At 45.7% G+C, this 25,249-nt stretch carries 22 protein-coding genes and 1 rRNA gene; 14 read left to right on the forward strand and 9 right to left on the reverse strand.

The window, feature by feature from the left end:
• The first annotated feature begins 20 nt into the window (after positions 1 to 20).
• A 5S ribosomal RNA gene (rrf, locus tag Q7V32_RS15405) occupies positions 21 to 136 on the forward strand.
• A gap of 119 nt (positions 137 to 255) precedes the next feature.
• Here rrf and Q7V32_RS15410 read toward each other — a convergent pair.
• The 6 genes from Q7V32_RS15410 to Q7V32_RS15435 form a co-directional block, all read right to left on the reverse strand.
• Entirely contained in the window at positions 256 to 1,857 is a 1,602-nt protein-coding gene (locus Q7V32_RS15410) for an NAD(P)/FAD-dependent oxidoreductase (RefSeq protein WP_304897866.1), read from the reverse strand.
• A 68-nt stretch (positions 1,858 to 1,925) separates the two neighbouring features.
• The gene (locus tag Q7V32_RS15415; protein ID WP_304897867.1) at positions 1,926 to 2,765 is read right to left on the reverse strand and encodes a 23S rRNA (adenine(2030)-N(6))-methyltransferase RlmJ; all 840 of its coding nucleotides are present in this window, start codon (positions 2,763 to 2,765) and stop codon (positions 1,926 to 1,928) included.
• 141 nt (positions 2,766 to 2,906) lie between these two features.
• Entirely contained in the window at positions 2,907 to 3,659 is a 753-nt protein-coding gene (locus Q7V32_RS15420) for a DUF5765 domain-containing protein (RefSeq protein ID WP_159657037.1), read from the reverse strand.
• A 251-nt stretch (positions 3,660 to 3,910) separates the two neighbouring features.
• Entirely contained in the window at positions 3,911 to 7,996 is a 4,086-nt protein-coding gene (locus tag Q7V32_RS15425) for a hypothetical protein (protein WP_304897868.1), read from the reverse strand.
• Between the two features lie 109 nt (positions 7,997 to 8,105).
• Entirely contained in the window at positions 8,106 to 9,464 is a 1,359-nt protein-coding gene (gene mpl / locus Q7V32_RS15430) for a UDP-N-acetylmuramate:L-alanyl-gamma-D-glutamyl-meso-diaminopimelate ligase (protein WP_304897869.1), read from the reverse strand.
• Positions 9,465 to 9,707: 243 nt separating this feature from the next.
• Positions 9,708 to 10,343, reverse strand: coding sequence for an ankyrin repeat domain-containing protein (locus tag Q7V32_RS15435; protein ID WP_304897870.1), 636 nt, complete (start codon positions 10,341 to 10,343; stop codon positions 9,708 to 9,710).
• 162 nt (positions 10,344 to 10,505) lie between these two features.
• On the opposite strand from Q7V32_RS15435, the gene apaG reads away from it, so the two are divergent.
• Both apaG and Q7V32_RS15445 read left to right on the forward strand, forming a co-directional pair.
• Positions 10,506 to 10,883, forward strand: coding sequence for a Co2+/Mg2+ efflux protein ApaG (gene apaG, locus Q7V32_RS15440; RefSeq protein WP_304897871.1), 378 nt, complete (start codon positions 10,506 to 10,508; stop codon positions 10,881 to 10,883).
• Positions 10,884 to 10,885: 2 nt separating this feature from the next.
• Positions 10,886 to 11,719, forward strand: a complete 834-nt coding sequence (locus Q7V32_RS15445) for a symmetrical bis(5'-nucleosyl)-tetraphosphatase (RefSeq protein ID WP_304897872.1) — start codon at positions 10,886 to 10,888, stop codon at positions 11,717 to 11,719.
• Between the two features lie 5 nt (positions 11,720 to 11,724).
• Here the strand turns inward: Q7V32_RS15445 and Q7V32_RS15450 are convergent, their stop codons facing one another.
• The 3 genes from Q7V32_RS15450 to Q7V32_RS15460 form a co-directional block, all read right to left on the reverse strand.
• Positions 11,725 to 12,549 carry a helix-turn-helix domain-containing protein gene (locus Q7V32_RS15450; RefSeq protein ID WP_304897873.1) on the reverse strand — a complete coding sequence of 275 codons (825 nt, stop codon included), beginning with the start codon at positions 12,547 to 12,549 and terminating at the stop codon, positions 11,725 to 11,727.
• Between the two features lie 300 nt (positions 12,550 to 12,849).
• Positions 12,850 to 14,973 carry a multicopper oxidase family protein gene (locus tag Q7V32_RS15455; RefSeq protein ID WP_304897874.1) on the reverse strand — a complete coding sequence of 708 codons (2,124 nt, stop codon included), beginning with the start codon at positions 14,971 to 14,973 and terminating at the stop codon, positions 12,850 to 12,852.
• A 282-nt stretch (positions 14,974 to 15,255) separates the two neighbouring features.
• Positions 15,256 to 15,741 carry a dihydrofolate reductase gene (locus Q7V32_RS15460; protein WP_304897875.1) on the reverse strand — a complete coding sequence of 162 codons (486 nt, stop codon included), beginning with the start codon at positions 15,739 to 15,741 and terminating at the stop codon, positions 15,256 to 15,258.
• 47 nt (positions 15,742 to 15,788) lie between these two features.
• On the opposite strand from Q7V32_RS15460, the gene Q7V32_RS15465 reads away from it, so the two are divergent.
• From Q7V32_RS15465 to glmU, 11 genes are all read left to right on the forward strand, one after another.
• Positions 15,789 to 16,808, forward strand: a complete 1,020-nt coding sequence (locus Q7V32_RS15465; protein WP_304897876.1) for an asparaginase — start codon at positions 15,789 to 15,791, stop codon at positions 16,806 to 16,808.
• Positions 16,809 to 16,956: 148 nt separating this feature from the next.
• The gene (locus tag Q7V32_RS15470) at positions 16,957 to 17,319 is read left to right on the forward strand and encodes an ATP synthase subunit I (protein ID WP_304897877.1); all 363 of its coding nucleotides are present in this window, start codon (positions 16,957 to 16,959) and stop codon (positions 17,317 to 17,319) included.
• 19 nt (positions 17,320 to 17,338) lie between these two features.
• Positions 17,339 to 18,115: a F0F1 ATP synthase subunit A gene (atpB, locus tag Q7V32_RS15475; RefSeq protein ID WP_304897878.1), complete on the forward strand. Its 777-nt coding sequence runs from the start codon at positions 17,339 to 17,341 to the stop codon at positions 18,113 to 18,115.
• Between the two features lie 44 nt (positions 18,116 to 18,159).
• Positions 18,160 to 18,447: a F0F1 ATP synthase subunit C gene (gene atpE / locus Q7V32_RS15480; protein ID WP_159657017.1), complete on the forward strand. Its 288-nt coding sequence runs from the start codon at positions 18,160 to 18,162 to the stop codon at positions 18,445 to 18,447.
• A 42-nt stretch (positions 18,448 to 18,489) separates the two neighbouring features.
• A complete protein-coding gene (locus tag Q7V32_RS15485; protein ID WP_304897879.1) occupies positions 18,490 to 18,963 on the forward strand; it encodes a F0F1 ATP synthase subunit B in 474 nt (157 codons plus the stop codon).
• A gap of 5 nt (positions 18,964 to 18,968) precedes the next feature.
• On the forward strand, positions 18,969 to 19,499 hold the full coding sequence (locus tag Q7V32_RS15490; RefSeq protein WP_304897880.1) for a F0F1 ATP synthase subunit delta: 531 nt from the start codon (positions 18,969 to 18,971) through the stop codon (positions 19,497 to 19,499).
• 21 nt (positions 19,500 to 19,520) lie between these two features.
• Positions 19,521 to 21,062 (forward strand): F0F1 ATP synthase subunit alpha, encoded by a 1,542-nt coding sequence (atpA, locus tag Q7V32_RS15495; protein WP_304897881.1) that lies wholly within the window; start codon positions 19,521 to 19,523, stop codon positions 21,060 to 21,062.
• An 11-nt stretch (positions 21,063 to 21,073) separates the two neighbouring features.
• Positions 21,074 to 21,937: a F0F1 ATP synthase subunit gamma gene (gene atpG / locus Q7V32_RS15500; protein WP_304897882.1), complete on the forward strand. Its 864-nt coding sequence runs from the start codon at positions 21,074 to 21,076 to the stop codon at positions 21,935 to 21,937.
• Positions 21,938 to 21,975: 38 nt separating this feature from the next.
• Positions 21,976 to 23,358 (forward strand): F0F1 ATP synthase subunit beta, encoded by a 1,383-nt coding sequence (gene atpD, locus Q7V32_RS15505; RefSeq protein ID WP_304897883.1) that lies wholly within the window; start codon positions 21,976 to 21,978, stop codon positions 23,356 to 23,358.
• A gap of 19 nt (positions 23,359 to 23,377) precedes the next feature.
• Positions 23,378 to 23,800 carry a F0F1 ATP synthase subunit epsilon gene (locus Q7V32_RS15510; protein ID WP_304897884.1) on the forward strand — a complete coding sequence of 141 codons (423 nt, stop codon included), beginning with the start codon at positions 23,378 to 23,380 and terminating at the stop codon, positions 23,798 to 23,800.
• A gap of 80 nt (positions 23,801 to 23,880) precedes the next feature.
• Positions 23,881 to 25,248, forward strand: a complete 1,368-nt coding sequence (gene glmU, locus Q7V32_RS15515; RefSeq protein ID WP_304897885.1) for a bifunctional UDP-N-acetylglucosamine diphosphorylase/glucosamine-1-phosphate N-acetyltransferase GlmU — start codon at positions 23,881 to 23,883, stop codon at positions 25,246 to 25,248.
• Position 25,249: the final 1 nt, after the last annotated feature.

Below are 25,249 nucleotides of genomic sequence, written 5' to 3' on the forward strand. Positions count from 1 at the left end.
TGACCTGCCAAACCAGTTTGCCTGGTGACCATAGCGAGCGTGGCCCACCCGATCCCATCCCGAACTCGGCAGTGAAACCGCTTAGCGCCAATGATAGTGTGGCAGTTTGCCATGCGAAAGTAGGGAATCGCCAGGCTCTTACAGCAAACCCCATCCAGGTTTATCCCTCGGTGGGGTTTTTTTTTGATCTCAATTTTCTCGCGGCCCTGTATTTCAAGTCCTCAATAAAATAAGAGTGGAAGCCGATACATTTTATTAACTGTTCATCATGGAAAGAGCAACTGCTTCGGCAATTTTGATCCCATCCACTGCAGCGGATAATATTCCTCCTGCATAACCTGCTCCTTCTCCAGCAGGATAAAGTCCAGCTGTATTTAGACTTTGAAGTGAATCATTTCTTTTAATTCTAATCGGGGATGACGTTCGTGTTTCTACACCGGTCAAAATTGCATCATTCATAGCAAATCCCTTAATCAATTTATCAAATTCAGGTAAGGCTTCTCGAATCGCAGTAATCACATAATCAGGCAGACATTGAGAGATATCGCATAAGTTTATTCCGGGCGTATAAGAAGGTATTACTGAACCCAATTGAACTGAGGGTTTGCCAGCAAGAAAATCACCGACTAGCTGAGCAGGCGCATTATAATTTCCACCCCCCAATTCAAACGCTAACTTTTCCCATTTACGTTGAAAGTCAACGCCGGCTAACGGGCTATCAGGATAATCATCCGGTGAGATATCTACAACGATTGCGCTGTTGGCATTTCGCTCATTGCGTGAATATTGACTCATTCCATTTGTAACTACATGACCAGGTTCAGATGTTGCTGCTACAACGGTGCCTCCTGGACACATGCAAAAACTATAAACCGTTCTGCCGTTGCTGCAATGATGTACCAGTTTATAATCTGCGGCACCCAAAAGTGGATTTCCCGCTTGAGGCCCAAATCGGCACTGATCAATCATTGTTTGAGGATGTTCAATACGAAATCCGATAGAAAACGGTTTGGACTCAATATAAACGCCACGCTCAAACAACATTTTGAATGTATCACGCGCACTGTGACCAACGGCTAATACCACATGATCGCTGGCTATAAATTCGCCACTTGAAAGCGTGACGCCCTGCACCTGACCATTCTCGATGTTAATATCCTCTACTTTGCTCTGAAATCGAATTATTCCACCCAGTGATTCAATTTCGGCCCGCATATTTTCAACCATCGTAACCAACCTGAAGGTACCAATGTGAGGTTTGTTTACATATAGAATTTCATCGGGCGCCCCTGCTTTTACAAATTCAGTCAAAACTTTTCTGCCACGAAACTGAGGGTCTTTGATTTGACTATACAACTTGCCGTCTGAGAATGTGCCTGCCCCCCCTTCTCCAAACTGTACATTAGATTCCTGATTGAACTGCCTCTTTCTCCATAAACCGAAAGTATCAACTGTCCGTTCACGCACCGCTTTGCCTCGCTCAAGAACAATCGGCTTAAATCCCATTTGTGCCAGAATCAGAGCGCTAAACAAACCGCAGGGTCCGGTGCCTATTACAATAGGTTGGTGTTTGAGTGACGAGGGTGCCTTGGCTACAAAACGATAAGTCATATCCGGCGTAGGTCTCACGCACATGTCATTGGCAAAGTGTTTCAACAAAGCGTCGTCGTCGGAGGTATTAATGTCTACGGAATATATAAAACAAATATGGCCTTTTTTACGCGCATCGTAACTGCGTTTAAAGACGTTATAAGATAATAATTCGTCTTCAGAAATATTGAGTTTGTTGATGATCGCACTTTTTAAGGCGATCTCATCATGATCAAGAGGCAATTTAATTTCGGTAATTCGAATCATAGAGTATCAATGACTTAGTAAATTCAGGCGGCGAGGCGGCGTAGTTAAAGTATGAAGAATCACAATGTTTATTCCGGCACTTGCCAATCGACTTTCCAGCAACCTTCATCATTTGCCAGGTGTTTATTGAGCAAGAGTAATAGCTCTCTAGCTTGGCTTTCCAGTTGCCAGGGCGGATTAATGAATAACATGCCACAACCCGTCATACCGGGCCTGGATGAGTCGGGTTCAGGGCAAAACTCAATACGTAATTGCCGGCGGATACCCGTGGCAATCAATTTTTTCATCAAGTTTTCAGTTATCCCCCGGTCTATTACTGGATACCACAAACCATAGATACCTGTCGCAAATCGGTTAAGAGCTGCCACAAGTGTTTCTACAACGAGACGATAGTCTTCCTTTAATTCGTAGCTGGGGTCTATCAGAATGAGGCCCCGTTTTTGAATGGGAGGCAGTTTTTTAATTAAAGAGTTAGGTCCGTCCTCCTTGTTGACTGTGACTTGTTTATCGCCTTTGAACAAATCGAGCAACAACGGAAAATCACTGCTATGTAATTCGCTTAATTGCATCCGGTCTTGATGCCTTATAAGTTTTTTGACTAATGCAGGAGAGCCGGGGTAATGAATTAATGACTTGCCCATGTTCAGTGATTTAATCACGCCTAAGTAGCTGCTTAATACCGGTGGAACATCTTTAAGCTGCCATATTCGAGCAATACCACGAAGGTATTCACCGGTTTTTTCGGCGTAGGCTGATTTTAATAAATAACGACCAGCACCGGCATGCGTATCGATATACACATAAGGTTTATCCTTTTGATTTAGCGAAGTGATTGCCAAGCTTATCAGGCTGTGTTTTAGCACGTCTGCAAAATTTCCGGCGTGGAATCCGTGTCGATAGCTGAGCATGAGATCGCCTTATAGAGTCGGGCCCTAGCCCTGTAAAGTGCAGACGGTAACTGACAGAAAGTAGTCACGGCCTAGATTGATGTTTTTAAAACTGCCATTTGATGCAGTGACTTTGCGCTGCATCAAATGACTTAATCGGAATTATAAAGCGTCTGAAACCTGTCTTTGATAAAACGGCCACTTTTTGACGTGTAAATGCTTTCTTATCGGGGTTTTAATAACTGAGACACATAACGCAATTGAAAAAAGACACCATACGGCACAATACTCGTTGGGATCGGTAGTGGTCAGGTCGGAAACTAGAGGCCCTATCAAATAATGAAAGCCCACAAAACGCCAAGAACCGTACATTAGCGGCAAATAAAATGCGACCAGAATATAAGAAAACGCGTGCAGTCCCCAATTGAAGCCGAATAACCATTGAACCGGTTCCGACATAATACCGTTTAATGGCATTTGCCAGGCGATATGCCAATCGCCGGAAACAGAGCATGTCCCCGCTCCGCAAAAACCCTCAATGCCGATATTACATTTACCTGCCCAATCAAACGGGAACATTTTAATAAGCATGGCAAGTGTGCCTATAGCACAAATGGTATAGACCGTCGTTCGTATTTTCAGCTTCACACTTTCCGGTATGAAGTACATGGCGACCATATTTACAAAAAATGGTTGAAACGCGATGTGAAGATACCCAAGCAACGTCAAGACCTGATTATTGGGATCACTGCATTCATCGATATAAATATACGTAGCCGCCTGAAGTAACTCCATCAATGCAAAATAAGTTAGCGGAATCCATAATTCTTTGGATTCGCCTTTTCTCGCCACATAAAGCGCTGTTGTCAACCCGGCTGCTGCCAGCACGGTTGATGCTTCACCACTCCAACACATTGTAATTGTCTCCCCTCATCGTGTAGTTATGCGAACGGTCAAACGGATTGCCTTCGCATTTTATTATTTGCCGCGTCAATTGAGCGGGCAACTGCAAACCGGTGATTATATTACAACTTTCATGTAATAAGCGTCTTTGATTAAAGGAAGGACCAAATGATGAATAAATAATCTGACTTACAGAAGATGAGGCGTTATAAGTCGTTGAAATTTAATTAAAAATTAAAATGAGATAACCGTATGTTTGAGGGCTATTCACGCTCATTCTCAGCGGTGGATGCTGTCGGTTCTGATTCGGACATGAGCTTCGGTTTGACAGGTGCTTTTTTCCAAACGCCTCCTTTTGAAAAACAGTTCCAGCCCCATTTCAACCAATTCAATAGAGAGATGGCCAACCACAGTGACCAGGCCAGCATCAGTATCCGATAAACAATTAACGGGACCGAAAACACGGTTGCAATAGGTAGTTGAGCATCACTTCTATCCTGATACCATTTTAGAGAGTAAGCCGAAGATTGATTGCCGATGATTTGCATGTCCGGCGCTCCCAGCAAACCCTGTTCGACTGCTATAAATAAAATTGTTAATGAAATCAGGGTCAATGCGCCCAGACCCACCTGCAAGGCATTGAAAAATCGGCTACTGGATTCAGGATATTGAGCTTTTGCCCCCAATGCAATGAGCCACAAGACTACGATCAAACCTGACAGGATGGAGACCTGACTTAATCCGATCAACAAAAGCAGCCATTGCCAATGCTTTATCGGCGTTAAGGCAATTTTACCCAGACCCATCGCCAGCCCGGCAAGCACAATCAATACGCCCCAAAGCAGAACTGCCGGGCCAAACTTTGGGCCCAAGGTATATAAAATCCATCTATCCTGGCCGAGAATGACTTGCAGATCGGCATTAACGCTGGGCAAACCCAAATCCACCTTCGAAGTATCCATGCGAAAGGAGAGGCTTTCAGGTTCTTGCCATCTTAGGCTAATGCTTTGTTTACCCGGGCTTAAAGGCAAGGTCACCAATCCGTCTTTGGCGCGAACCGGTTGACTGGAGCCCTGGATAATAACGGATTCCAGCTCAACGTCCAGTGGCAGTTTTAGGGTGTGCTGGGTTCCCAGGGAACTGTTTATGGTTAATTGCAGATCTACCTGACGTGAACGTTGCCCGGGTTGCGTACTTAATCGGCTACTTTCAATGGTAACAGTCTGACCTTTAATCGCTTCCGGCCGGGTTACCTGAATTTCAAGTTTTTCACCCGGCCAAGGATGCCATTCAGGTTGCCAATAGCCTTGTTTATCAATGTGCATCATGGCGATACCGCTGGTTTCAATGTGCCAGATCGGACTAATATCGGCGCGCCATACTTCAATCCAGTCCTGAGTATCCGCTGCTGTCAATTGAATGGCATCCGCTTTTTCCAGAACTGAATCCCAGCGCAGGACCATTTGATCAGCGGTCATGTTGACTTGAACCGTCTTATCGTTGACTCGTATACCTGCCGTTGTGACGGCCTCTCCGTTAATCAGAGGAAGGGCTAGTACAATTGCCGTTCCAGGTGGAGACATACGAATGACTTGAGTCGTAATTCGCCAATCCAGTCCTAGAGTTAAAAACCGTTCGACTTTGACAAATGGCGGGAGAACGCCGGGTTCCAGTGTCGCTGTTTTAGTTATTCCGTTTAGTTGTTGCACTCGGGTAAATTGCAATTGGCCGTCTGTTGACCCATTTTCATGGAGCCCATTCACTTCCCACCCCGAAAGGCTTATTTCAGTGTAGTTGGGATTTAAACTCAGAGGCAATGTGAATTTTGACAATACAGGGGCAACTCCACTCATCGTGACTGAATGTCGGCCTTTTGTTAATCCCAGCCACAAGTTGTTGTCTGTGCTAAATAAAGAAGTTGCGGGTTTACCGTCTACCAGCACCTGATTCGGAAACCATTGTTCGTTTTGTGCCGGTAAAGGCAGGCTTACAGCTTGTTCTGCATGAATTTCCAGCTCGATATTTAAATTCTGAGCGGATAGAGTCAGTTGCATATGAGAAATCTGAGCACATCCGGGCAAGCAGTCAGGGGCTTCCAGCATCCTGTTTTTAAGTTCCTCCAGCAATGCGGGATCGGGAAAAGCCGCAAAGGTATCCTGGCTTGGAAGCGATAGCAACGGCAAAAGCATTAAGCCTGCAAGTCCCGGGAGCCTGGTTTTGAACAGCTTGAGATTAAGATTCAAACCGAACAGCAATAGCCCGAGTAACACAATCAGAATAACTCTGATAAAGTTCAGCAACATGGACATTGCCGGTGACAAATACCATAGGCTGATGGCTTGTTGGCTATCGACCCAGCCATTCCAGGATAATTGAACTTTACGCCATTGCCACTGAGGCAGGCCCGGTCCGGTTTGAATCCGTGCATTAGGATCAGTCTGGGCTAAATTCTGATTGGGGGATGCATAGTAAGCACCTTTAGTGGTATTGGATAGGCTGCGCATTTTAGATTGAGGTGCAGAAGAAGGTGCCGGTGCCATAGCCATATCGCTCAAAGCCTCGGAAGCTTCCATTGAGGGGCTGCCTCCAGCAGCATAATCTTGAACCTGAATGGTTTGCCACGGCTGTTCGAGTTGCGGATAAAGACCCATCCGGACTTGAGCAATCATAAAAGGGATGGTCACAACAACCAGATACAGGCCAAGCGCATTGCGGGCACCTTTAACCAGGGTAAGAAACTTACCTTCCGGTAATACTCTGATAAGTGCTATGGACGCCAGGATATTGAGCCATACCCATTGAGGGGCTCCAGGTTCATGCCAGATCAGAATAAGCGTCACCAAAGCCAGTGCACCCCAGCTGTAATTCCATAGCTTGGCAGTAGCCAATGCAGCGATAAGCACCAGGAATAAATCCAGTAAAGTCCATCGCGAGAGCCAGCTATCCGGCGCATTATCGACACCTCCTGCTGCAATCAGCCGCCAGCCGGGGGGAAGGTTAAGTTCAGCGCTGACCTGGCTAAAGCCCTGATCCCAACCTACTGCCTTAATTGTGCTGATGTGATCGGTTATTCTGCTGTCTGCATCCAAGACAATCGAACCTTTTCTGACTTCAACACCTTCTTTTGCATTGGTTTTATTGACCGTAATTAATTGATTTTGACCATCCAGGCTGACTTTGCCTAACTGTATGCCGGGTTGAGCGTCCAGTCGCCAGCCGCGAGATAGCATGCCGGTAATCCGGTCGTTTACGGTATAGCCCCGGCCGTCGAAGTCCAGCCAGAGCTTCCGGGTCAGACTTAATTGATTCGGTTGCTGTTCTGCATCGCCGCGGCGAATGATTTTAAAACTGAAAGATTGACCTGCTGTGATGTTGTAAGCGGGCAACTGCTTCCATGCCGCGGGTAAGTTCGTTTGAGAAGGATCAATCGCAGTGAGGCTTTCGATTTCAACAACGCGTAAAGCAGGGCGTGCATTAAAAACCCAAATCTCGGTTTGGGGCCAGTTGGTGTCATTTGGACTGAAAACGACAGGCTTCGCGGCTTCTGAGCGACGGGTCCAGATGTCCATACTCCATCGGCCCGGACGGGCCTGAATCAACAAGGTACCATCAGGTTCCAGCCGGGCGGGTAATGAACTGTCCATCTGGAAAGGAACAAAACCTTCCAATAAAGGTGTGTTCAGTTTAAGTTCGCGCGCAGTGCCGGTAACATCGATATCGATGTGGGTGACCATCTGAGTCGGCACTTCATCGATCCACTGTCTAAAAACCTGCAGCGTTTGACTATCTTGCAGGCTTTCCGGGTTTTTAACACCGTTTTCGCTGCCTTTCAGCCACAGTTGGCCTTGCTTGATGAGCGGCGAAGTTACGCTTTTGTCATTGATAATCAGTGAAATCAAGCCTGTATCATCTGGGATTCTCAGCGTTTCGGGAATGTTATCCCAAAAAAAATGACCGGCAACCTCGTAATAGCCGGCGGTCAATTTGATCATGGGTCGGTTATCTCTGAGGGTGACCAGCGCGGTTTTCTGATCGACCGTTACCCCTTGCGGCCAATGGAGATTATCACCGGGTAAAACTATCCAGCTCTCATTGTCGACTTGCCATCCGGCTTTAAAATTTGCCCCTTTGGGCGTGAGTGAGAGTGAAAGCTGGGATGGCCAGCTGCAACGTTTTTGTTCGTAGTTGTTGTAAAGAAAAGGGCAGTCAAGGTTCTGATGATCTTTTAAAACCCAATCGACCCAGGGTTTTAAGGGGGCCGGTATCTGATCCTGCTTGAGAGGTTCTGCAAGAGCCAATCCGGTGGCTAAGCAGAGTGTGATGAGCAAAAATCGAAAGGGTGTCGTCATAGTGCACTCCAGTAATGGAAACTCAGTTTTTGCATGATCATCTCTGATAAGCCGGATTCAGAGCGTTGGCTTACTCCGAATGTTTAGACCAATTTTAAAAAATTGCCGCTCAGGATTCCGACAGAGCATTTAAAAGTCTTTGATAAATGCCGCCAAAACTACCGTTGCTCATGAGCACAAAATGTCCGCCGTAACGGGATTCAAATTTCAGTTTAGCAATGATTTCGTCCACGGTCGGACAGATCAAAATGTTATTGGCATAGTGTGTAAGTGCCGTTAAATCCCAATTAAGATTTTCGGGCTGATAAATGATCGCCAAGTCAGCCTGATTTAAGGATTCTGCCAGCGTGCGCGTGTGTATACCCAGGCGCATCGTGTTCGAACGAGGTTCAACAATGGCAATGATGCGTTCGTTTCCGACTTGTTTGCGCAAGCCATCCAATGTTGTCTGAATTGCTGTAGGGTGGTGAGCAAAATCGTCGTAAAGCGTCACACCCTTGATAGTGGCTAACACTTCCATTCGGCGTTTGACGTTTTTGAAAGTACTTAACGCCGTGATCGCATCGGCAGGGTGAATACCGACATGGTGGGCCGCGGCGACTGCGGACAGCGCGTTATAGACATTGTGATCCCCCGTCAGTGACCAGTCCACTAAACCTTGCTCTTTTCCTGCCAAGTACAGCAAAAACTGACTGCCATCCTCTTTTAAAAGAGCGGCATTCCACTGGGCTTCGCCGTCAACCGATGTTAATTGCACCGGCGTCCAGCAGCCCATGGTCAGGACGTCACCCACATTGGCATCGTTGCCTGGGGCAATGATAAGACCTTCACTTGGAACGGTTCTAACCAAATGATGAAATTGTTTTTTGATCGCATCCAGATCCGGAAAAATATCGGCGTGATCAAATTCCAGATTGTTCAAAATGGCAGTTCGCGGCCGGTAGTGAACAAATTTTGAGCGCTTATCAAAAAATGCCGAATCATACTCATCGGCTTCAATTACGAAAAATGAAGATTCACCTAAACGGGCCGAAATGCCGAAATTAAGCGGAATGCCGCCAATCAGAAAACCGGGGTTAAACCCCTGGCATTCGAGAATCCAGCTCAGCATGCTGGTTGTCGTTGTTTTGCCGTGAGTTCCTGCTACACCCAGCACCCATTTATCTTGTAACACATGCTCCGCCAGCCATTGCGGGCCGGACACATAACGCAAACCGGCGTTCAAGACCGCCTCAACTTCCGGATTGCCGCGCGATAAGGCATTACCGATAATAACCAGATCAGGTTTGTTCTTAATATTATCGGCGCTGTAACCTTCCATAAGCAGGATACCCTGCTCCTCGAGCTGAGTGCTCATAGGCGGGTAGACATTTTGATCGGAACCGCTGACTTGATGCCCTAACGCTCTGGCAATCAGTGCGAGTCCGCCCATAAATGTTCCGCAAATACCAAGAATATGAATATGCAAAGTAGGTCCTTTTATCACTAGTTAGAAATTAAGTTTTAATTAAGGTATCGGCTCACTCCTTTCCATTATATTAGGCGTAGGTACTTGATTTCAAAGGACGCATGAAACCATCCCTGTAGCTCTCTGCAACAACCCTGTTGCAGAGGCCTTTTCAATCAAGCGCCTACACCCTCTATTTCAAGCGGGCGAGCAGTTACGAATTAAGTACAAATCAAATTAATACGGCATCCGCAATGTAGTTGTTTATTTTTTCGGTTCCGGGGGCTTTGCATCCCCGGCTTTCTCCTGTCCTGGTTTTTGTGCGGGATCAGTGGCAGGAGGCGACGCAGCAGCAGGTGTTGGTTGTCCCTCTATTGGAGGAGTTCCTTCGGCTGGAGGCTGGCCTTCAGCTGGCGTTGTCCCATCGGCTGGCGGTTCCGAGTCTGGCAGTACGGCCGCTTCTTTAGCTCCCGCTTCTTCTAGTAGTTTTATGATATTGGCATGTCCTGCCTTTTTAGCTTTGGCCAACGTGGAAATGTTCAGCTTGTCTGCTGCATTAACGTCGGCACCAGATTTCAGGAGAAGCGAAACCACTTCTTCCCGGCCAAATATCAGTGCGTTCATCAACGCCGTATTGCCCAGATTATCCGCAATATTCACATCGGCGCCGTATGATAACAGTGTTTTGATTACGCCTACATTGCCGTTAAAACTTGCGCCCATTAACGCTGTCCTGCCTGCAGAGGCGGGGCTGTTGACATCAATACCTTGCGCCAAAAGTGCTTTGACTCTGTCCTCTTTGCCTTGAACGGCGGCAGAGAACAAATCTTTTGCGTCTTCTGACAGCGCTGAAAATGTGAAAGTCAGCAGCAAAACGATAATGGCGCTTTTCATTTTCATGAATGAAGAGTTGTTTGAGTTTGTTATGCGATGAAATGACACAGTTATCCGGGGAATGGCTTACAATTGAAACTTATCTTGCGATTTTCCGAGTGGTAGTCTTTTTAGACGGTTACTTGATATTGTGTTTTTTGAAGTGTGTTGAGTATATATCATCTGTCCATGAGCGAAAAAAATAAAATACAGGTCCATGCGTTTCCGCAATTTATCGAATCCCAGTCACAGCCGGAATCAAACCGGTATGTGTTTGCTTATACCATCACCATCACGAATCAAGGTGCAATACCGGCAAAATTGCTGACCAGGCATTGGCTGATCACCGATGCTAATGGTAAGGTTCAGGAAGTCCGTGGCGAGGGAGTGATAGGAGAGCAGCCTTATCTCAAGCCTGGGGAAAGTTTTCGTTATACCAGCGGGGCGATGATAGAAACGCCTGTCGGTATCATGCAAGGGCAATATACGATGCGTTCTGATGAGGGTGAAAGTTTTAATGCGATCATTCCCAAATTTACCTTATCGGTTCCCCGTACGCTGCACTAGTCATGTCTATCTATGCAATTGGTGACATTCAGGGATGTTATGACGATCTGATGAGATTGCTGGACGCTGTAAAATTTAATGAAAATGATGATCAGCTCTGGTTTGCCGGGGATTTGGTCAATCGCGGACCAAAATCACTTGAAACCTTGCGTTTTGTGAAGTCTCTGGGTGATTCCGCGATTACTGTGCTGGGTAATCACGACTTGCACCTGCTGGCCATGGCCCATTCGGTGCGTACAGAACGTAAAAAAGATTCATTGAGCCAAATTCTGGAGTCTCCTGACCGGGATGAGTTGTTGGATTGGTTAAGACACCGTCCTTTATTTCATTTCAATGAGCAATTCTGTCTGGTTCATGCGGGTTTACCGCCGCAATGGGACTTTGATACGGTTTGTGACATGGCGCGGCTGGTTGAATCAGCTTTGCGACACGATGATTATCCGGAACTGTTGCAGCAAATGTACGGTAATAAGCCCAATAGCTGGACTTCTCAATTAAAAGGCAATGACCGCTTGCGTTTTATCATCAATTGCATGACGCGCATGCGTTATTGTGACGATAACGGACGTTTGGATTTTGAGCACAATGGTCCGCCCGGGACTCAGCCTAAAAGTTTAAAACCTTGGTTTGCCGTGCCTAACCGGAAAAGCGCAGGTCTTACTATAATTTTCGGGCATTGGTCTTCGCTGGGCTATAGTCTCCAGAATAACTGCTACTGCATTGATTCCGGATGTTTGTGGGGTGGAGAACTAACCGCTTTGCATTTGGGTGATCCGGTTTACCGGGTCTCTGTTCATTGCCAGGGATCATTAAAACCAAATGCGAAAATAGCCTGATCGGCTTATTTATGCCAACGCTGTTTCATGTATTCCATTGCCTCCTGAACATTCAATTCCCGGGTGCCGCCTCCAGTGCGCAGAAACAGTTTGGGATCATTGCCTTGCTTGATAAATACAGGCCGGCTGGCCGGTAACACGATCACGCGGCAGATGTCTTTAGAATCCAATGTATGAAAAACAATGCGTATGAATTGGCAGGTGTCGGCTCCCATTTGACTGGCGATTGCTGACATGATCAGTTGTTCATAAGCGTCACGGCCTGGTTTTTTGAGCGTTTGATAGTCTTTGTTCAAGTTCAGTAAACTGCCGTCATCGGCTACCCCAAGCAACAATGTTCCGCCATTGGCATTCATAAAACCCGCTAAGGTTTTTAATACAACGCCTTCCAGTGCGCGATTAACCCGCTCTTGTTCCATATCCCATCGAAATGACGATTTAAATTCCAGCAGAGGACCTTCGCCCTGACTGATTAATGCCAATAGATCTTTGCCCAGTTCCTCGCTCAGTTGCTGGATTTGTATCCAGCGTTTATGCATGACGGCATAGGTTTTTCCAGTGGTGAGGCCAAACATCATTCCAACGATGGCGTAAAAGGCGGTTTTTTGGGGTGAATGACCGGCCAATGCATCAATCATTTGACCCAAAACAAAACGTGTGACATTAACCGCATTTTCATCAAACTTTTCATGTTCGTGGTAATAAACGAATTCATTGATAGGAAACAAAATAAAAAAACCGGCAGCAGCGCCTATCAGGGAGGCCGATAAATAAAAAAGAGCGGATTTGTAATGTTTGGTTGAGATGCTAAGGCTAAAAATAGGCTTCATGGTTTGAATCAATCTAAAAGGTTTGGATGACAAAGCAAGCTAAGCTTAAATGAAACTACTCCAGCTGATAAGACTCTTTTTAACCGACATTTATCCTTGCTCTTGAGGCAAATTATCTAAGACAGGTTTTTGAGTAGACCATCCATTCCTAAAGTCAGTGGGAGCTGATAGCTAGTACAGCAGACTGAAAAGCAAAGGGAGTTTAAGTAGGCAGGTTTAAAAAGCGTAAAGCGCTGAATTTCAACGCTTTACGGAATTGAATATAATCAAAAAATCAAAGTGAATGAAGGGCTTTCCGGTTTACTCAACGTAAAATTGCCGCATCATGCCGAGTCCTTCGTGTTCGAGATTATGGCAGTGATAGAGAAACAAGCCCTTAAAGTCTTGAAAAGGTTTTAAGATTTCAACCTCTTCACCGGGCATTACCAGAACAGTATCTTTCCAGCCAGTATCGATGAAGCCGTCTTTAACCGTTTCATAACCGTCAGAGCCCATGGGTCCGATTTTACGCGAGAGTACCTGATATTGCTGACCATGCAGATGGATAGGGTGTGCCATAGACAACATCATGCCGCTTTCTCCCATTCCGCCCATCATGCCCATGCCTCCGCCTTCGTGATCCATGCCTTTCATGCCACCACCCATCGACATGCTACCGTGTTCGCCTTCGGCTTTGTTCGCGGAGCGCTTGCTATCCTGACCATGATCCATTCCGCCCATCATGCCCATGCCTCCGCCTTTGTGATCCATGCCTTTCATGTCGCCGCCCATGGGCATATTGCCGTGCTCTCCTGCATTTGTAGCTGCAGCTTTAGAATCATTGCTATGCTTCATGCCTTTCATCTCGCTTTTGCCGCCATGCTCTGATTGTTTGCCGGTTTTGCTTTCAGAATCATGCTTTCCTCCTGCGGGTCCGTGGTCATGGAATATTTTTATTTTCTTGATCGAGCCTAATTTAACTTTTTCAAAGTCCAGCACTTTATCCATTGAAAATGATTTTCCATTTAACTGAGGTGCCATAGGCTTTTCAGAAATGGCAATGGGTATTGGTTTGTTTGAATTATCAACATCCTTGATAGTTAAGCGCTCGAAATTAACCAGACGAGACGGAAGCTCCGGCGAGTCAGATGCTTTAGCCGTAATTTTGAAGGTTGCAATAGGGAACTTGGCGCCTTGTGCCAAGCTACTCATCATGCCACCCATGCCTCCCATGGACATCTTGCCATGCTCATTTGATTGGCCTCCGGCGCTTTTTGAATCATTGCCATGATCCATCATTTTCATCATGCCCATGCCACCATCCCCACCGTGCTGCATGCCTTTCATTTCGCTGTCGCCATTCTCCATGGACATGCCTTTATGGCTTTTTGTCTTGTCGCCGGATGGTTTGGAGTCTTTGCCATGATCCATCATGCCGCCTTGTTCGCCATGCATTTTTTCATACATGGCAGGCATTGTGCCGGTAAACGGCAAGCTGTACATAACGAGCTTGGAACCTACTTCTCGGCCACTGAAGTCAAGCCATAAATCGACTCTTTCTCCAGGGGCGAGCATGATATAAGGCCTGGTTTCGGGCTTTTCCAGCAAACAGGCATCGGTGCCAATCGCCGTTAGTGGTGTGCCATCTTCCCAGCCCAATTTATAGATTCTTGAGTTGGAGCCGTTTAAAGCTCTAAATCGATAAGCGCGCGTTTTGACGGAAAACTCGGCATCGGCTTTGCCATTGATAACAATGGTGTCACCTAAAAACCCCATCATTTTTTGCATCATGCCGTGAACATATTTCAATTGATTGGCAGTATTGAATTTTCGATCCTGAATAACGAAAGGCAAATCGAATTCGCCTTGAGGCAAGTTCAGCGCTTTTTCTTCGTCGTCAGTGACTTTAATCATCCCGGCTAATCCGAAATAAACCTGATCACCGGTTAATTCATGAGCGTGGGAATGATAAAAACTGGTGCCCGCCCGGTTCATTACTTCAAATTCATATACATAGCGCTCGCCGGGTTGAATGGTATACATCGGGTGGCCGTCGCTTTTCTGCGGAACATGCAGGCCATGCCAATGAATAATCGACGGTTCATTCAATTTGTTGTAAAAGAAAACGCGTACTTTTTGGCCTTTTACAAAGTTCAGGATGGGGCCAAGGTAATTGCCTTCCAAATGATGCAATGTCTCTGCGGGTCCCTTGAGCAGCTTGCCGTAATAGCGTTGTACTTTGGTTTTAGAGCCCTCTTTTAGAATGGATACGAAGGAAGGACGCGCAGTAAACTCAATTTCAATGTCGGGATTGAAATTGGGCGTAGGTTCGCTTTTGATTTGATCGGCATTGGCAAAAGTCAGCCCAGGCAATGAGGCCATTGCCGCCCCAAAAAAGGAATACTGGAGAAACTGGCGTCTTTGGTTGTTAATGGGTGTCTGCATTTTCCTTCCTCTCTTTTTTAGTTATAGGGGTTTAAAAACCCTGTTTAATGATGCAGTCATGCAAGAAATTGTAAGTTATCGGATCAATTAAATTTGTGCTGTTTTCCGCGCACTAAATTGAGCCAATAAGTCGGTTAACATGACGCATTAAATAAGCATTCGCTTATGTTTTGGATGATACGCCTATTTTATTCACTTTCAACTTGGTGTTAAGTTAAAAAATAAAAGACAGGCTTTCATGCAATGAGAACGTTGACTGGGCAGTGACTCATTAAGTCTTTGTCAGGCACGTATCAATTTAATAAAACTGTAATTAAATGAAACGAGTGGGTCATCGTCAATATCCTCTCTTGCTGTTTCAAGCCAATGCTCCTTGTTAATTTCCGGGAAAAAAGTATCGCCTTCGAATGACTGTTTAACTTCAGTCAGGTAAATAATGTCAGCGATGGGCAGTATAGTCTTGTATAAAGACGCGCCGCCAATAACAAATACTTCATGTTCATTCTTGAAATGCGCCAATGCGGCATCAGGATCATTGAACATCAGGCAGCCCGGCTGGTGATAAAGAGGGTTGCGTGAAATGATAATATTTGTGCGGCCGGGTAAAGGCCGGCCAATTGACTCAAAGGTATGGCGCCCCATGATAATGGGCGAGCCCATGGTGATTTTTTTGAAGCGCTTTAGGTCGGCTGATAAATGCCACGGCAATTGGTTATTGATGCCTATGGCGTTATTGCTGGCCATGGCGACGATGATAGATAGCTTCATTTTTCTAAAAAGACTGGTTTGATTGATGACTAACGAGCGAATTTGACATGAAAGACATATTAGTCGTATTTACAGGGGGAACGATAGGGTCTTCAAACAGTGAAGGCACTATAGATACCGATCCGTCCAACAGTTATAAGCTGATTGATTTGTATCGTAAAGCGCATGATACCGAGCAGGCGATTCAATTTAAATGTCTGCAGCCGCTACAAATGCTCAGTGAAAATCTTCATCCTCGGGTATGGACGACGCTCATCAATGCAGTTGAGGCGGAAAATCCGGATCAATGGGCGGGGATCATCATCACGCATGGAACCGATACACTCGCTTATACTGCGGCAGCGCTGGGTTTATATTTTAACAAAATTACCGTGCCGCTTTTGTTGGTGTCCAGTAATTATCCGCTCGATGATGGCCGGGCCAACGGCTTGGCTAATTTTGCCTGTGCAGTTGAGTATATCAAGCGGCAGATGCGAGCCGGTGTGTTTGTGCCCTATCGCAATCTGTTACAAACGATGCATCTGCATTCAGGGGTCAGATTGGCGTCAAGTTTACAGCTAAGCGGTGATTTTATCAGCGTTCAATTCAAACATCACATGGAGTTTGGCGGGCAAGGTTTCATCGAGATGAATGAATATAGGCCCAAGCCCTGCATTACGAATGGTCCAAAACTGCTGCCGGTATTTTCAGATAACATAATGATGATCAAGCCTTATCCAGGATTAAATTATTCGCATCTGGATCTGTCGGGAGTTGATGCCGTGCTGCACGATTTATATCATTCCGGAACCGCCTGTTCATCAATGCAGTGGGGCGAGTCATTCTCTCTGGTGGCATTTGTAAGGCGCTGTCGGCAAGAAGGGCTTGTTGTTTATTTGGCGCCGGCCATCAAGTCCGAGGCGGCTTACCAGAGCACGTATGAACTAATGGATGCGGGTGCGAAGATGGTCTGGAATATGTCGATTGAGGCCGCTTATGTCAAACTCTGTTTGGCGTTTGGTAATTATGAGCATGAGCAGGAAATTAAGGACTTTATGGCGAGTGACATTGCTGGAGAGCTTCTTTGATTGCGAGGTCGGTCACAGTATTTGCTGATAAATAGAAACAGTTTGTTTCTTTACGCGTGTCCGGATAATCGCTATAGAGGTCTAAAGTGCATTGATTTAAGAGGCTTTGGACGATATAATCTTTTGTGTTTTTGTTCCGGGGTTAAGCGTGGCAGATAATCAATTGTCGTCCATGTCGAAAATTTTAACTCTACAGGGCATATTGATAATAGTTACTTCGGCAGGCTTTGCAATTTTCAGAGGGCTACCCTCTGCCTATTCACCTTTTATGGGTGGTATTGTCGCGTTTTTGCCAAACCTGTATTTCATCTTGTGGGTTTTTCGTGCGAACGGGCAAAATGCAAAAAAGATTGTCAATTCTTTTTATGCCGGGGAATCAGGAAAGCTCATTTTGACAGCGTTGCTGTTCTTTTTGGTTTTTCAACTCCCAGATATTGAATTTTTACCGCTGCTAACAGGTTATGTTGCAGCATTGTCCGTTTTTTGGTTTGCGCTGATCTTGCGCTGGTAAACACTAAGAGAGAGGAAAAATGGCTACTGAAGCTCATGCAGCCGAAGGGGCAACCGGATACATCATTCACCATTTAACACCGCTAAGCGTGGGTGAAGGTTTTTGGACATTGCACCTGGATACCTTGTTTTTCTCGGCAGCTTTAGGTGGTTTGTTCATCTGGTTTTTTAAACGGGCTGCTGACAAGGCAACTGCGGGTGTGCCGGGGTTGGCACAAAACTTTGTCGAAATGCTGATCGAGTTTGTAGATACTCAGGTAAAAGACAGTTTCCATGGGAAAAGTGAATTAATTTGTCCTTTGGCGCTGACAATTTTCTGTTGGGTCTTTCTATGGAATTTTATGGATTTGTTTCCGGTGGATATTTTGCCGGCGATCGGTTCAATGATGGGCCTCACTTATCTGAGGGTTGTGCCAAGTACGGATTTAAACGCGACATTCGCCATGTCCATTTCTGTATTCTGCTTGATAATTTTCTACAGTATCAAAGTTAAAGGTCCTTGGGGTTTTGCAAAGGAACTGATGTTTCAGCCTTTCGGTCCCTGGCTGTTACCGTTTAACTTATTGCTGAAAGTAGTCGAGGAAATCGCTAAGCCCATTTCATTGGCTTTACGGTTATTCGGAAACCTGTATGCCGGTGAGCTGATTTTTATTCTTATCGCATTACTGCCATGGTTTATTCAACCCGTTTTGAGTTTTCCGTGGGCAATATTCCATATTTTGATTATCACTTTACAAGCATTTATATTCATGGTTTTGACCATTGTCTACCTGAGTATGGCGCACGAAGATCACTAATATTTTTTTAACATTCTAATTTTAATCATACGTTTGGAGGTATCATGGAAATTGCATCTTTAATTGCTGACGTACAAGGCATGACTGCAATTGCAGTAGGTCTGGTTTTGGGTATGGGCGCTTTAGGTACTGCGATTGGTTTCGGTTTGCTGGGTGGTAAATTTTTGGAAGGCGCAGCGCGTCAACCTGAAATGGTACCCATGTTACAAGTAAAAATGTTCGTTGTTGCCGGTCTGTTGGACGCGGTAACGATGATTGGTGTTGGTCTTGCGTTGTTCTTTACTTTTGCTAATCCATTCCTGTCTGCGGTAGAAGCAGCAGCTGGTAAGTAACAGAAATTTCCCCACAAACAACAGCAACAAGAGGAACGCATCATGAGTATCAATGCTACTCTGATCGGGCAAATGATTACATTTGCACTTCTGGTGTGGTTCACCATGAAGTACATTTGGCCCCCACTGTTTCAATCGTTGGAAGAGCGGAAAAAGAAAATAGCCGATGGTTTGGCTGCTGCCGAAAAAGGTCAGCATGAAATGGAATTGGCGGAGAAAAAAGCACTTGGTGTTTTACGTAATGCTAAAGAGCAGTCTGCCGACATCGTGACAATGGCTCAAAAACGGGCGAACGAGATTGTTGAGGAATCAAAAACAGTTGCCAAGCAGGAAGGTGACCGCTTATTGACTGCAGCCAAAGCACAAATCGATCAAGAATTACAGCAAGCGAAAGAAGGGTTGCGTAAAGAAGTCTCTACGTTAGCCATTAAAGCGGCGGAGCAGATTTTGAGTGCCGAGATCGACGAAGGCAAGCATCAGGAAATCGTTAGCAAAATTTCTAATCAACTAGGTTAAGCAAAATGAGCGAACTCGCAACGCTGGCAAGACCTTATGCAGAAGCGGTATTCAAAAGAGCAAAGGAAACCGGTACAGCAGCCAAGTGGTCTGATTCATTGGCTTTCATTGCCACTGTGATGCGTGATGATGTCATTGCCGAGACCGCGGAAAATCCGAAAATCGGAAGAGATAGATTTTTAAATCTGGTGCTTGATATTTGCCAAGAACAATTAGATCAGGAAGGTCAAAACTTCCTTAAACTACTGGTTCACAACAATAGGATTAAACTCGCGCCCGCAATCGCCCAAATTTACGACCAGCTGAAAGCCGATGATGAAGGTTATATTGATGTTGAAGTTGTTTCTGCGTTTTTTATAGCAGACGAGCAGCTGAATCATCTGACCGCCACATTGGAAAGAAACCTGAAAAAACAGGTACGCATGACTATTTTTATCGATCGTGCACTTATTGGCGGTTTAGTGGTGCGAGCAGGCGACAAGGTGATTGACGGATCCATCAAAGGCCAGCTTCAACAATTAGCAAAGAGGCTCTAAGTCTAGAGTGAGAAACAGAACATGCAATTAAACCCATCTGAAATAAGTGATCTGATCAAAAAGAAGATCGAAAATTTCGACCTGAACGTCGAAGCCCATACAGAAGGTACAGTAGTCAGTGTAACTGACGGTATTGTCAGGATCCATGGTCTTTCAGAAGCAATGCAGGGTGAGATGCTGGAGTTTCCCGGCAACACCTACGGCATGGCGTTAAACCTGGAGAGAGATTCGGTGGGCGCTGTTGTACTGGGTGCCTACCAGCATATTACCGAAGGCGCTACCGTCAAATGTACCGGTAAAATTTTAGAAGTACCCGTAGGCGAAGCCTTGTTAGGGCGAGTTGTGGATGCCTTAGGTAATCCTATCGACGGAAAAGGCGCAATTGAGACTACTGAATCTTCGCCGATTGAAAAAATCGCGCCCGGTGTAATTGCACGTCAATCAGTTGATCAGCCGGTTCAGTTAGGGTTGAAGTCAATCGATGCAATGATTCCGGTAGGACGCGGACAACGGGAATTGATCATCGGTGACCGTCAAACAGGTAAAACAGCGATAGCGGTTGATGCCATCATCAACCAGAAAGGTACAGGCATCAAATGTATCTATGTGGCTATCGGTCAAAAACGTTCCTCAATTGCAAACGTAGTCAGAAAATTAGAAGAGCACGGTGCGATGGCACATACGATTGTCGTTGCGGCATCGGCTTCTGAATCAGCTGCGCTTCAGTTTATCGCGCCTTATACCGGTTGCTCTATGGGCGAATATTTCCGGGATCGTGGTGAAGATGCGTTGATCATTTACGATGACTTGACCAAACAAGCCTGGGCTTATCGTCAAGTGTCATTGTTGTTGCGCAGACCACCGGGTCGAGAAGCCTATCCTGGTGATGTGTTTTACCTGCACTCTCGTTTATTGGAAAGAGCGGCGCGTATCAATGCAGCCGAAGTTGAAAAACTGACCAATGGCCAGGTAAAAGGCAAAACAGGTTCTTTGACCGCCTTACCGATTATTGAAACGCAAGGCGGTGACGTATCGGCATTCGTACCTACCAACGTGATTTCAATCACTGACGGGCAGATATTTTTGGAAACCAACCTGTTCAACTCAGGTATCAGACCCGCTGTAAATGCCGGTTTATCGGTATCACGGGTTGGTGGTGCAGCGCAAACCAAAATTATCAAGAAGCTCGGTGGCGGTATTCGTCTGGATTTGGCTCAATACCGTGAATTAGCGGCGTTTGCCCAGTTTGCATCTGATCTGGATGAAAGCACAAGAAAACAGATCGAGCGCGGTCAACGGGTAACGGAATTGATGAAACAAAATCAATACGCCCCAATGTCGGTAGCGCAAATGGCAATATCGTTATTTGCTGCGAACGAAGGCTATCTGGATACGATTGATGTAAAGAAGGTACTTGATTTCGAATCGGCGTTACAAGGTTATATGAAAGCCGAGCATGCCGCGTTGATGCAAAAAATCAACGAGACAGGCGATTTCAATGATGAGATAAAACAAGGAATGAAGGACGCAGTAGAAGCCTTTATTAAAACTCATACCTGGTAATAGGTCGTCAAATGGCTGTTGGTAAAGAAATACGTACAAAGATCGTCAGTATCAAAAATACTCAGAAGATCACGCGGGCGATGGAAATGGTCGCTGCGAGCAAAATGCGTAAAACCCGGGATAGAATGCAGGCCACCCGTCCTTATTCTAAAAAGATAAGCCGGATCATCAGGCATTTGGCTCAAGCTAACCCTGAATACAAACATCCTTTTCTGATTACCCGAGATGTTAAGAGAGTAGGAATTATTGTTATAACGTCTGACCGTGGATTGTGCGGAGGTTTGAACTCCAACCTTTTCAGGAAGGCGTTAACGCAATTATCTCTTTGGGAAAAAGATGAGATAGAAGTTGATGTTTGTTCGATAGGAAGCAAGGGTTCCGCATTCTTTAGCCGATTAAGCGCTAATTTGGTGGGTCAGGTTGCCAAGCTGGGCGACATACCACACCAAAGCGACATCATCGGTATCATCAAGATTATGCTGGATGCCTACAATGATGGACGGATTGATGAACTTTACGTAATCAGTAATGAGTTCATCAACACAATGACCCAGAAACCAACGATAGAAAAATTGTTACCGATTGTAGCAACTGAATTGGAAGAGGACTTGAAAAGTCATTGGGATTACATCTACGAGCCTGATGCAAAGGAATTGTTGGATAGCTTATTGATCCGGTATGTTGAATCGATCGTCTATCAAGGTTTAGTCGAAAACAATGCTTGTGAACAAGCTGCAAGAATGATCGCAATGAAAAGCGCATCGGATAATGCTGGAAATCTTATCAGCGAATTGCAGCTCATTTACAACAAAGCACGACAAGCCGCTATCACTCAGGAAATTTCAGAAATTGTTGCCGGTGCTGCAGCCGTTTAAACCAAATTAAAGCGACACAAAGTTAAGAGGACCACATAATGAGTCTGGGTAAGATTGTACAGATTATCGGAGCGGTTGTTGACGTGGAATTTCCACGCGAAAACCTGCCAAAAGTGTATGACGCACTGAATGTTGAAGAATATGGACTGACACTGGAAGTACAGCAGCAATTGGGTGACGGCGTTGTCAGAACCATTGCGATGGGTACAACCGACGGTCTGAAAAGAGGCTTGGCGGTCAATAATACTCATGCAGCAATTTCTGTCCCAGTCGGACAAGAAACCTTGGGTCGTATTATGAATGTCTTGGGTGAGCCGATTGATGAAAAAGGCCCCATAGGCGAACAAGTAAAATGGGGTATTCACCGTGAAGCGCCCCGTTACGATGAACAAGCAGCCGCAACCGAATTGCTTGAAACAGGTATCAAAGTAATCGACTTGGTCTGCCCTTTCACAAAAGGCGGAAAAGTGGGTTTGTTTGGTGGTGCCGGGGTTGGTAAAACCGTCAACATGATGGAACTGATCCGTAACATCGCGATCGAGCACAGTGGTTATTCGGTGTTTGCCGGTGTCGGTGAAAGAACTCGGGAAGGAAACGATTTCTATCACGAAATGACCGATTCGAATGTAATCGACAAAGTTTCGCTGGTCTACGGGCAAATGAACGAGCCGCCAGGAAACAGGCTGCGGGTTGCATTAACCGGTCTGACCATGGCGGAATATTTCCGTGATGAAGGCCGCGACGTTCTGTTCTTCGTGGATAACATTTACCGTTATACGCTGGCAGGTACTGAAGTATCGGCGTTGTTGGGTCGGATGCCATCTGCGGTAGGTTATCAGCCAACGCTGGCTGAAGAAATGGGTGTGTTGCAAGAGCGTATTACTTCAACCAAAACCGGTTCTATCACTTCAATTCAGGCGGTCTATGTTCCTGCTGACGATTTGACCGACCCGTCGCCTGCAACTACCTTCGCTCATTTGGACGCAACTGTCGTATTATCACGTCAGATTGCTGAATTGGGTATTTATCCTGCAATCGATCCTTTGGATTCTACCAGCCGCCAATTAGACCCATTGGTTATTGGTCAAGAGCATTACGATGTGGCCAGAAGCGTACAAGGTATTTTGCAACGGTACAAAGAGTTGCGCGATATTATCGCCATTTTGGGTATGGACGAGTTATCTGAAGAAGATAAACTGACGGTATCCAGAGCTCGTAAGATTCAGCGTTTCTTGTCCCAACCGTTCTTCGTTGCGGAAGTATTTACCGGTTCTCCAGGTAAATATGTTTCTCTGAAAGATACGATTGCCGGATTTAAAGGCATTATCGATGGTGAGTACGACCAAATCCCGGAACAAGCGTTCTATATGGTCGGTACTATTGATGAAGCGTTAGAAAAAGCAAAAGCACTCAAAAGTTAATTAATCAGGTATAACCGAGATGACAATGACGGTTCATGTGGATATCGTGAGTGCAGAAAAGGAAATCTTTTCTGGTGCAGCGGAAATGGTATTTGCTCCTGCAGAGCTCGGCGAAGTGGGTATTGCTCCTCGTCATGCCCCTTTGATTACTAAATTAAAACCTGGTGAAGTAAGGGTTAAAGTTAGCGAAACAGAAAGTTATCCTTTTTATGTGTCGGGTGGTTTGCTGGAAGTACAGCCTCATTTGGTGACGATTCTGGCTGATACAGCAATTCGAGCTAAAGACATCGACGAAGCTGCCGTGCTTGAAGCTAAAGCAAGAGCGGAAGAGGCCTTGGCCGACAAATCAGGAAAAATCGACTATGCTACAGCACAAGCTCAGTTACTTGAGGCGATGATGCAGCTTAAAACATTAGACCGGCTCAGAAAAAGAGGCGGATAACTGACAATGGGCTCAGCCCAAAATCAAAGCCCGGTAACGTTGATACGTTGTCGGGCTTTTTTTGTTTAAAGGATACGAGAATGAAATTAACGACAGTCATACTGGCGGCAGGTAAAGGCACTCGAATGCGTTCTGTCATGCCGAAAATATTGCATAAAATTGCCAACCGCTCATTGTTGGAACATGTTTACGACATGAGCCGTGAACTTGATAATAATGAAATCAAAATCATCTACGGCCATGGCGGCAATCAGGTATTGGAGACGCTAAAGCATTTACAGGCTGAATGGACCGAACAAAAGGAACAGTTGGGCACGGGTCATGCTGTTCAACAGGTTCAATCTCAAATTGCGGATGATGCCATTGTGCTGATTTTGTATGGTGATGTCCCTTTACTCAAGCTAAACACCGTTCAAAAATTGCTGGAGGGTGCAAGCGAATCTTTGTCCTTGCTTACCGTGACGCTGGCAAACCCCATTGGATACGGTCGTATTGTCAGAAATGAGCAGAATAAAGTCGTCAAAATAATTGAAGAAAAAGATGCCGACGTCTCCCAAAAGATGATCAATGAAGTCAATACCGGCATTTTGGCGGTGAGGGGCGGACTGCTTAAAACGTGGCTGTCTCGTTTAGAGAACAATAACGCGCAAAAAGAGTATTACTTGACCGATGTTATTGAAATGGCGGTCAATGACGGGTTTGAGATTGTGACTTCACAGCCGGCATCGGAAGATGAGGTCTTAGGTGTCAATAACCGCATGCAGTTGGCTCACCTGGAAAGAGTCTTCCAAAAAGAGCAAGCCGAAAAACTGATGGCGGAAGGCGTGACCTTGGCAGATCCTGCTCGTTTTGAGGTCAGAGGCCACGTTGAAAAACTGGGTATCGATATAGAGATTGACATCAATGTCATTTTGGAAGGCGCAATCAGCATAGGCAATAATGTAAAAATCGGTGCCAACAGCATTATTAAAAATGCCGTCATTCATGATGACGTCGAAATTTTACCCAATTGCATCATAGAAGACGCAGAAGTGGGCCGCGGCAGTCGGGTTGGTCCGTTCGCACGGTTAAGGCCTCAAGCCCTATTGGCAGACAATGTGCATATTGGTAATTTCGTAGAAATTAAAAAGTCCAAAATTGCGACAGGTAGCAAGGTCAATCATTTGAGCTATATCGGCGATAGCGTGATAGGAAGCCATGTCAACATCGGAGCAGGAACGATTACCTGCAATTACGATGGCGTAAATAAGTTCCAGACTATAATTGGTGATAACGCGTTTATCGGTTCGAACTCGCAATTGGTTGCACCGGTTTCGATCGGCAACAACGCAACCATCGGTGCCGGATCGACCATTACCAAAGACACGCCCGACGGGCAGTTGACGTTGGCGCGAGCCAAACAAATTTCAATCGCTTCCTGGCAAAGGCCGGTAAAAAAGGAGAAATAAT

The organism is Methylicorpusculum sp. (genome assembly GCF_030651835.1).
Lineage (GTDB): Bacteria > Pseudomonadota > Gammaproteobacteria > Methylococcales > Methylomonadaceae > Methylicorpusculum.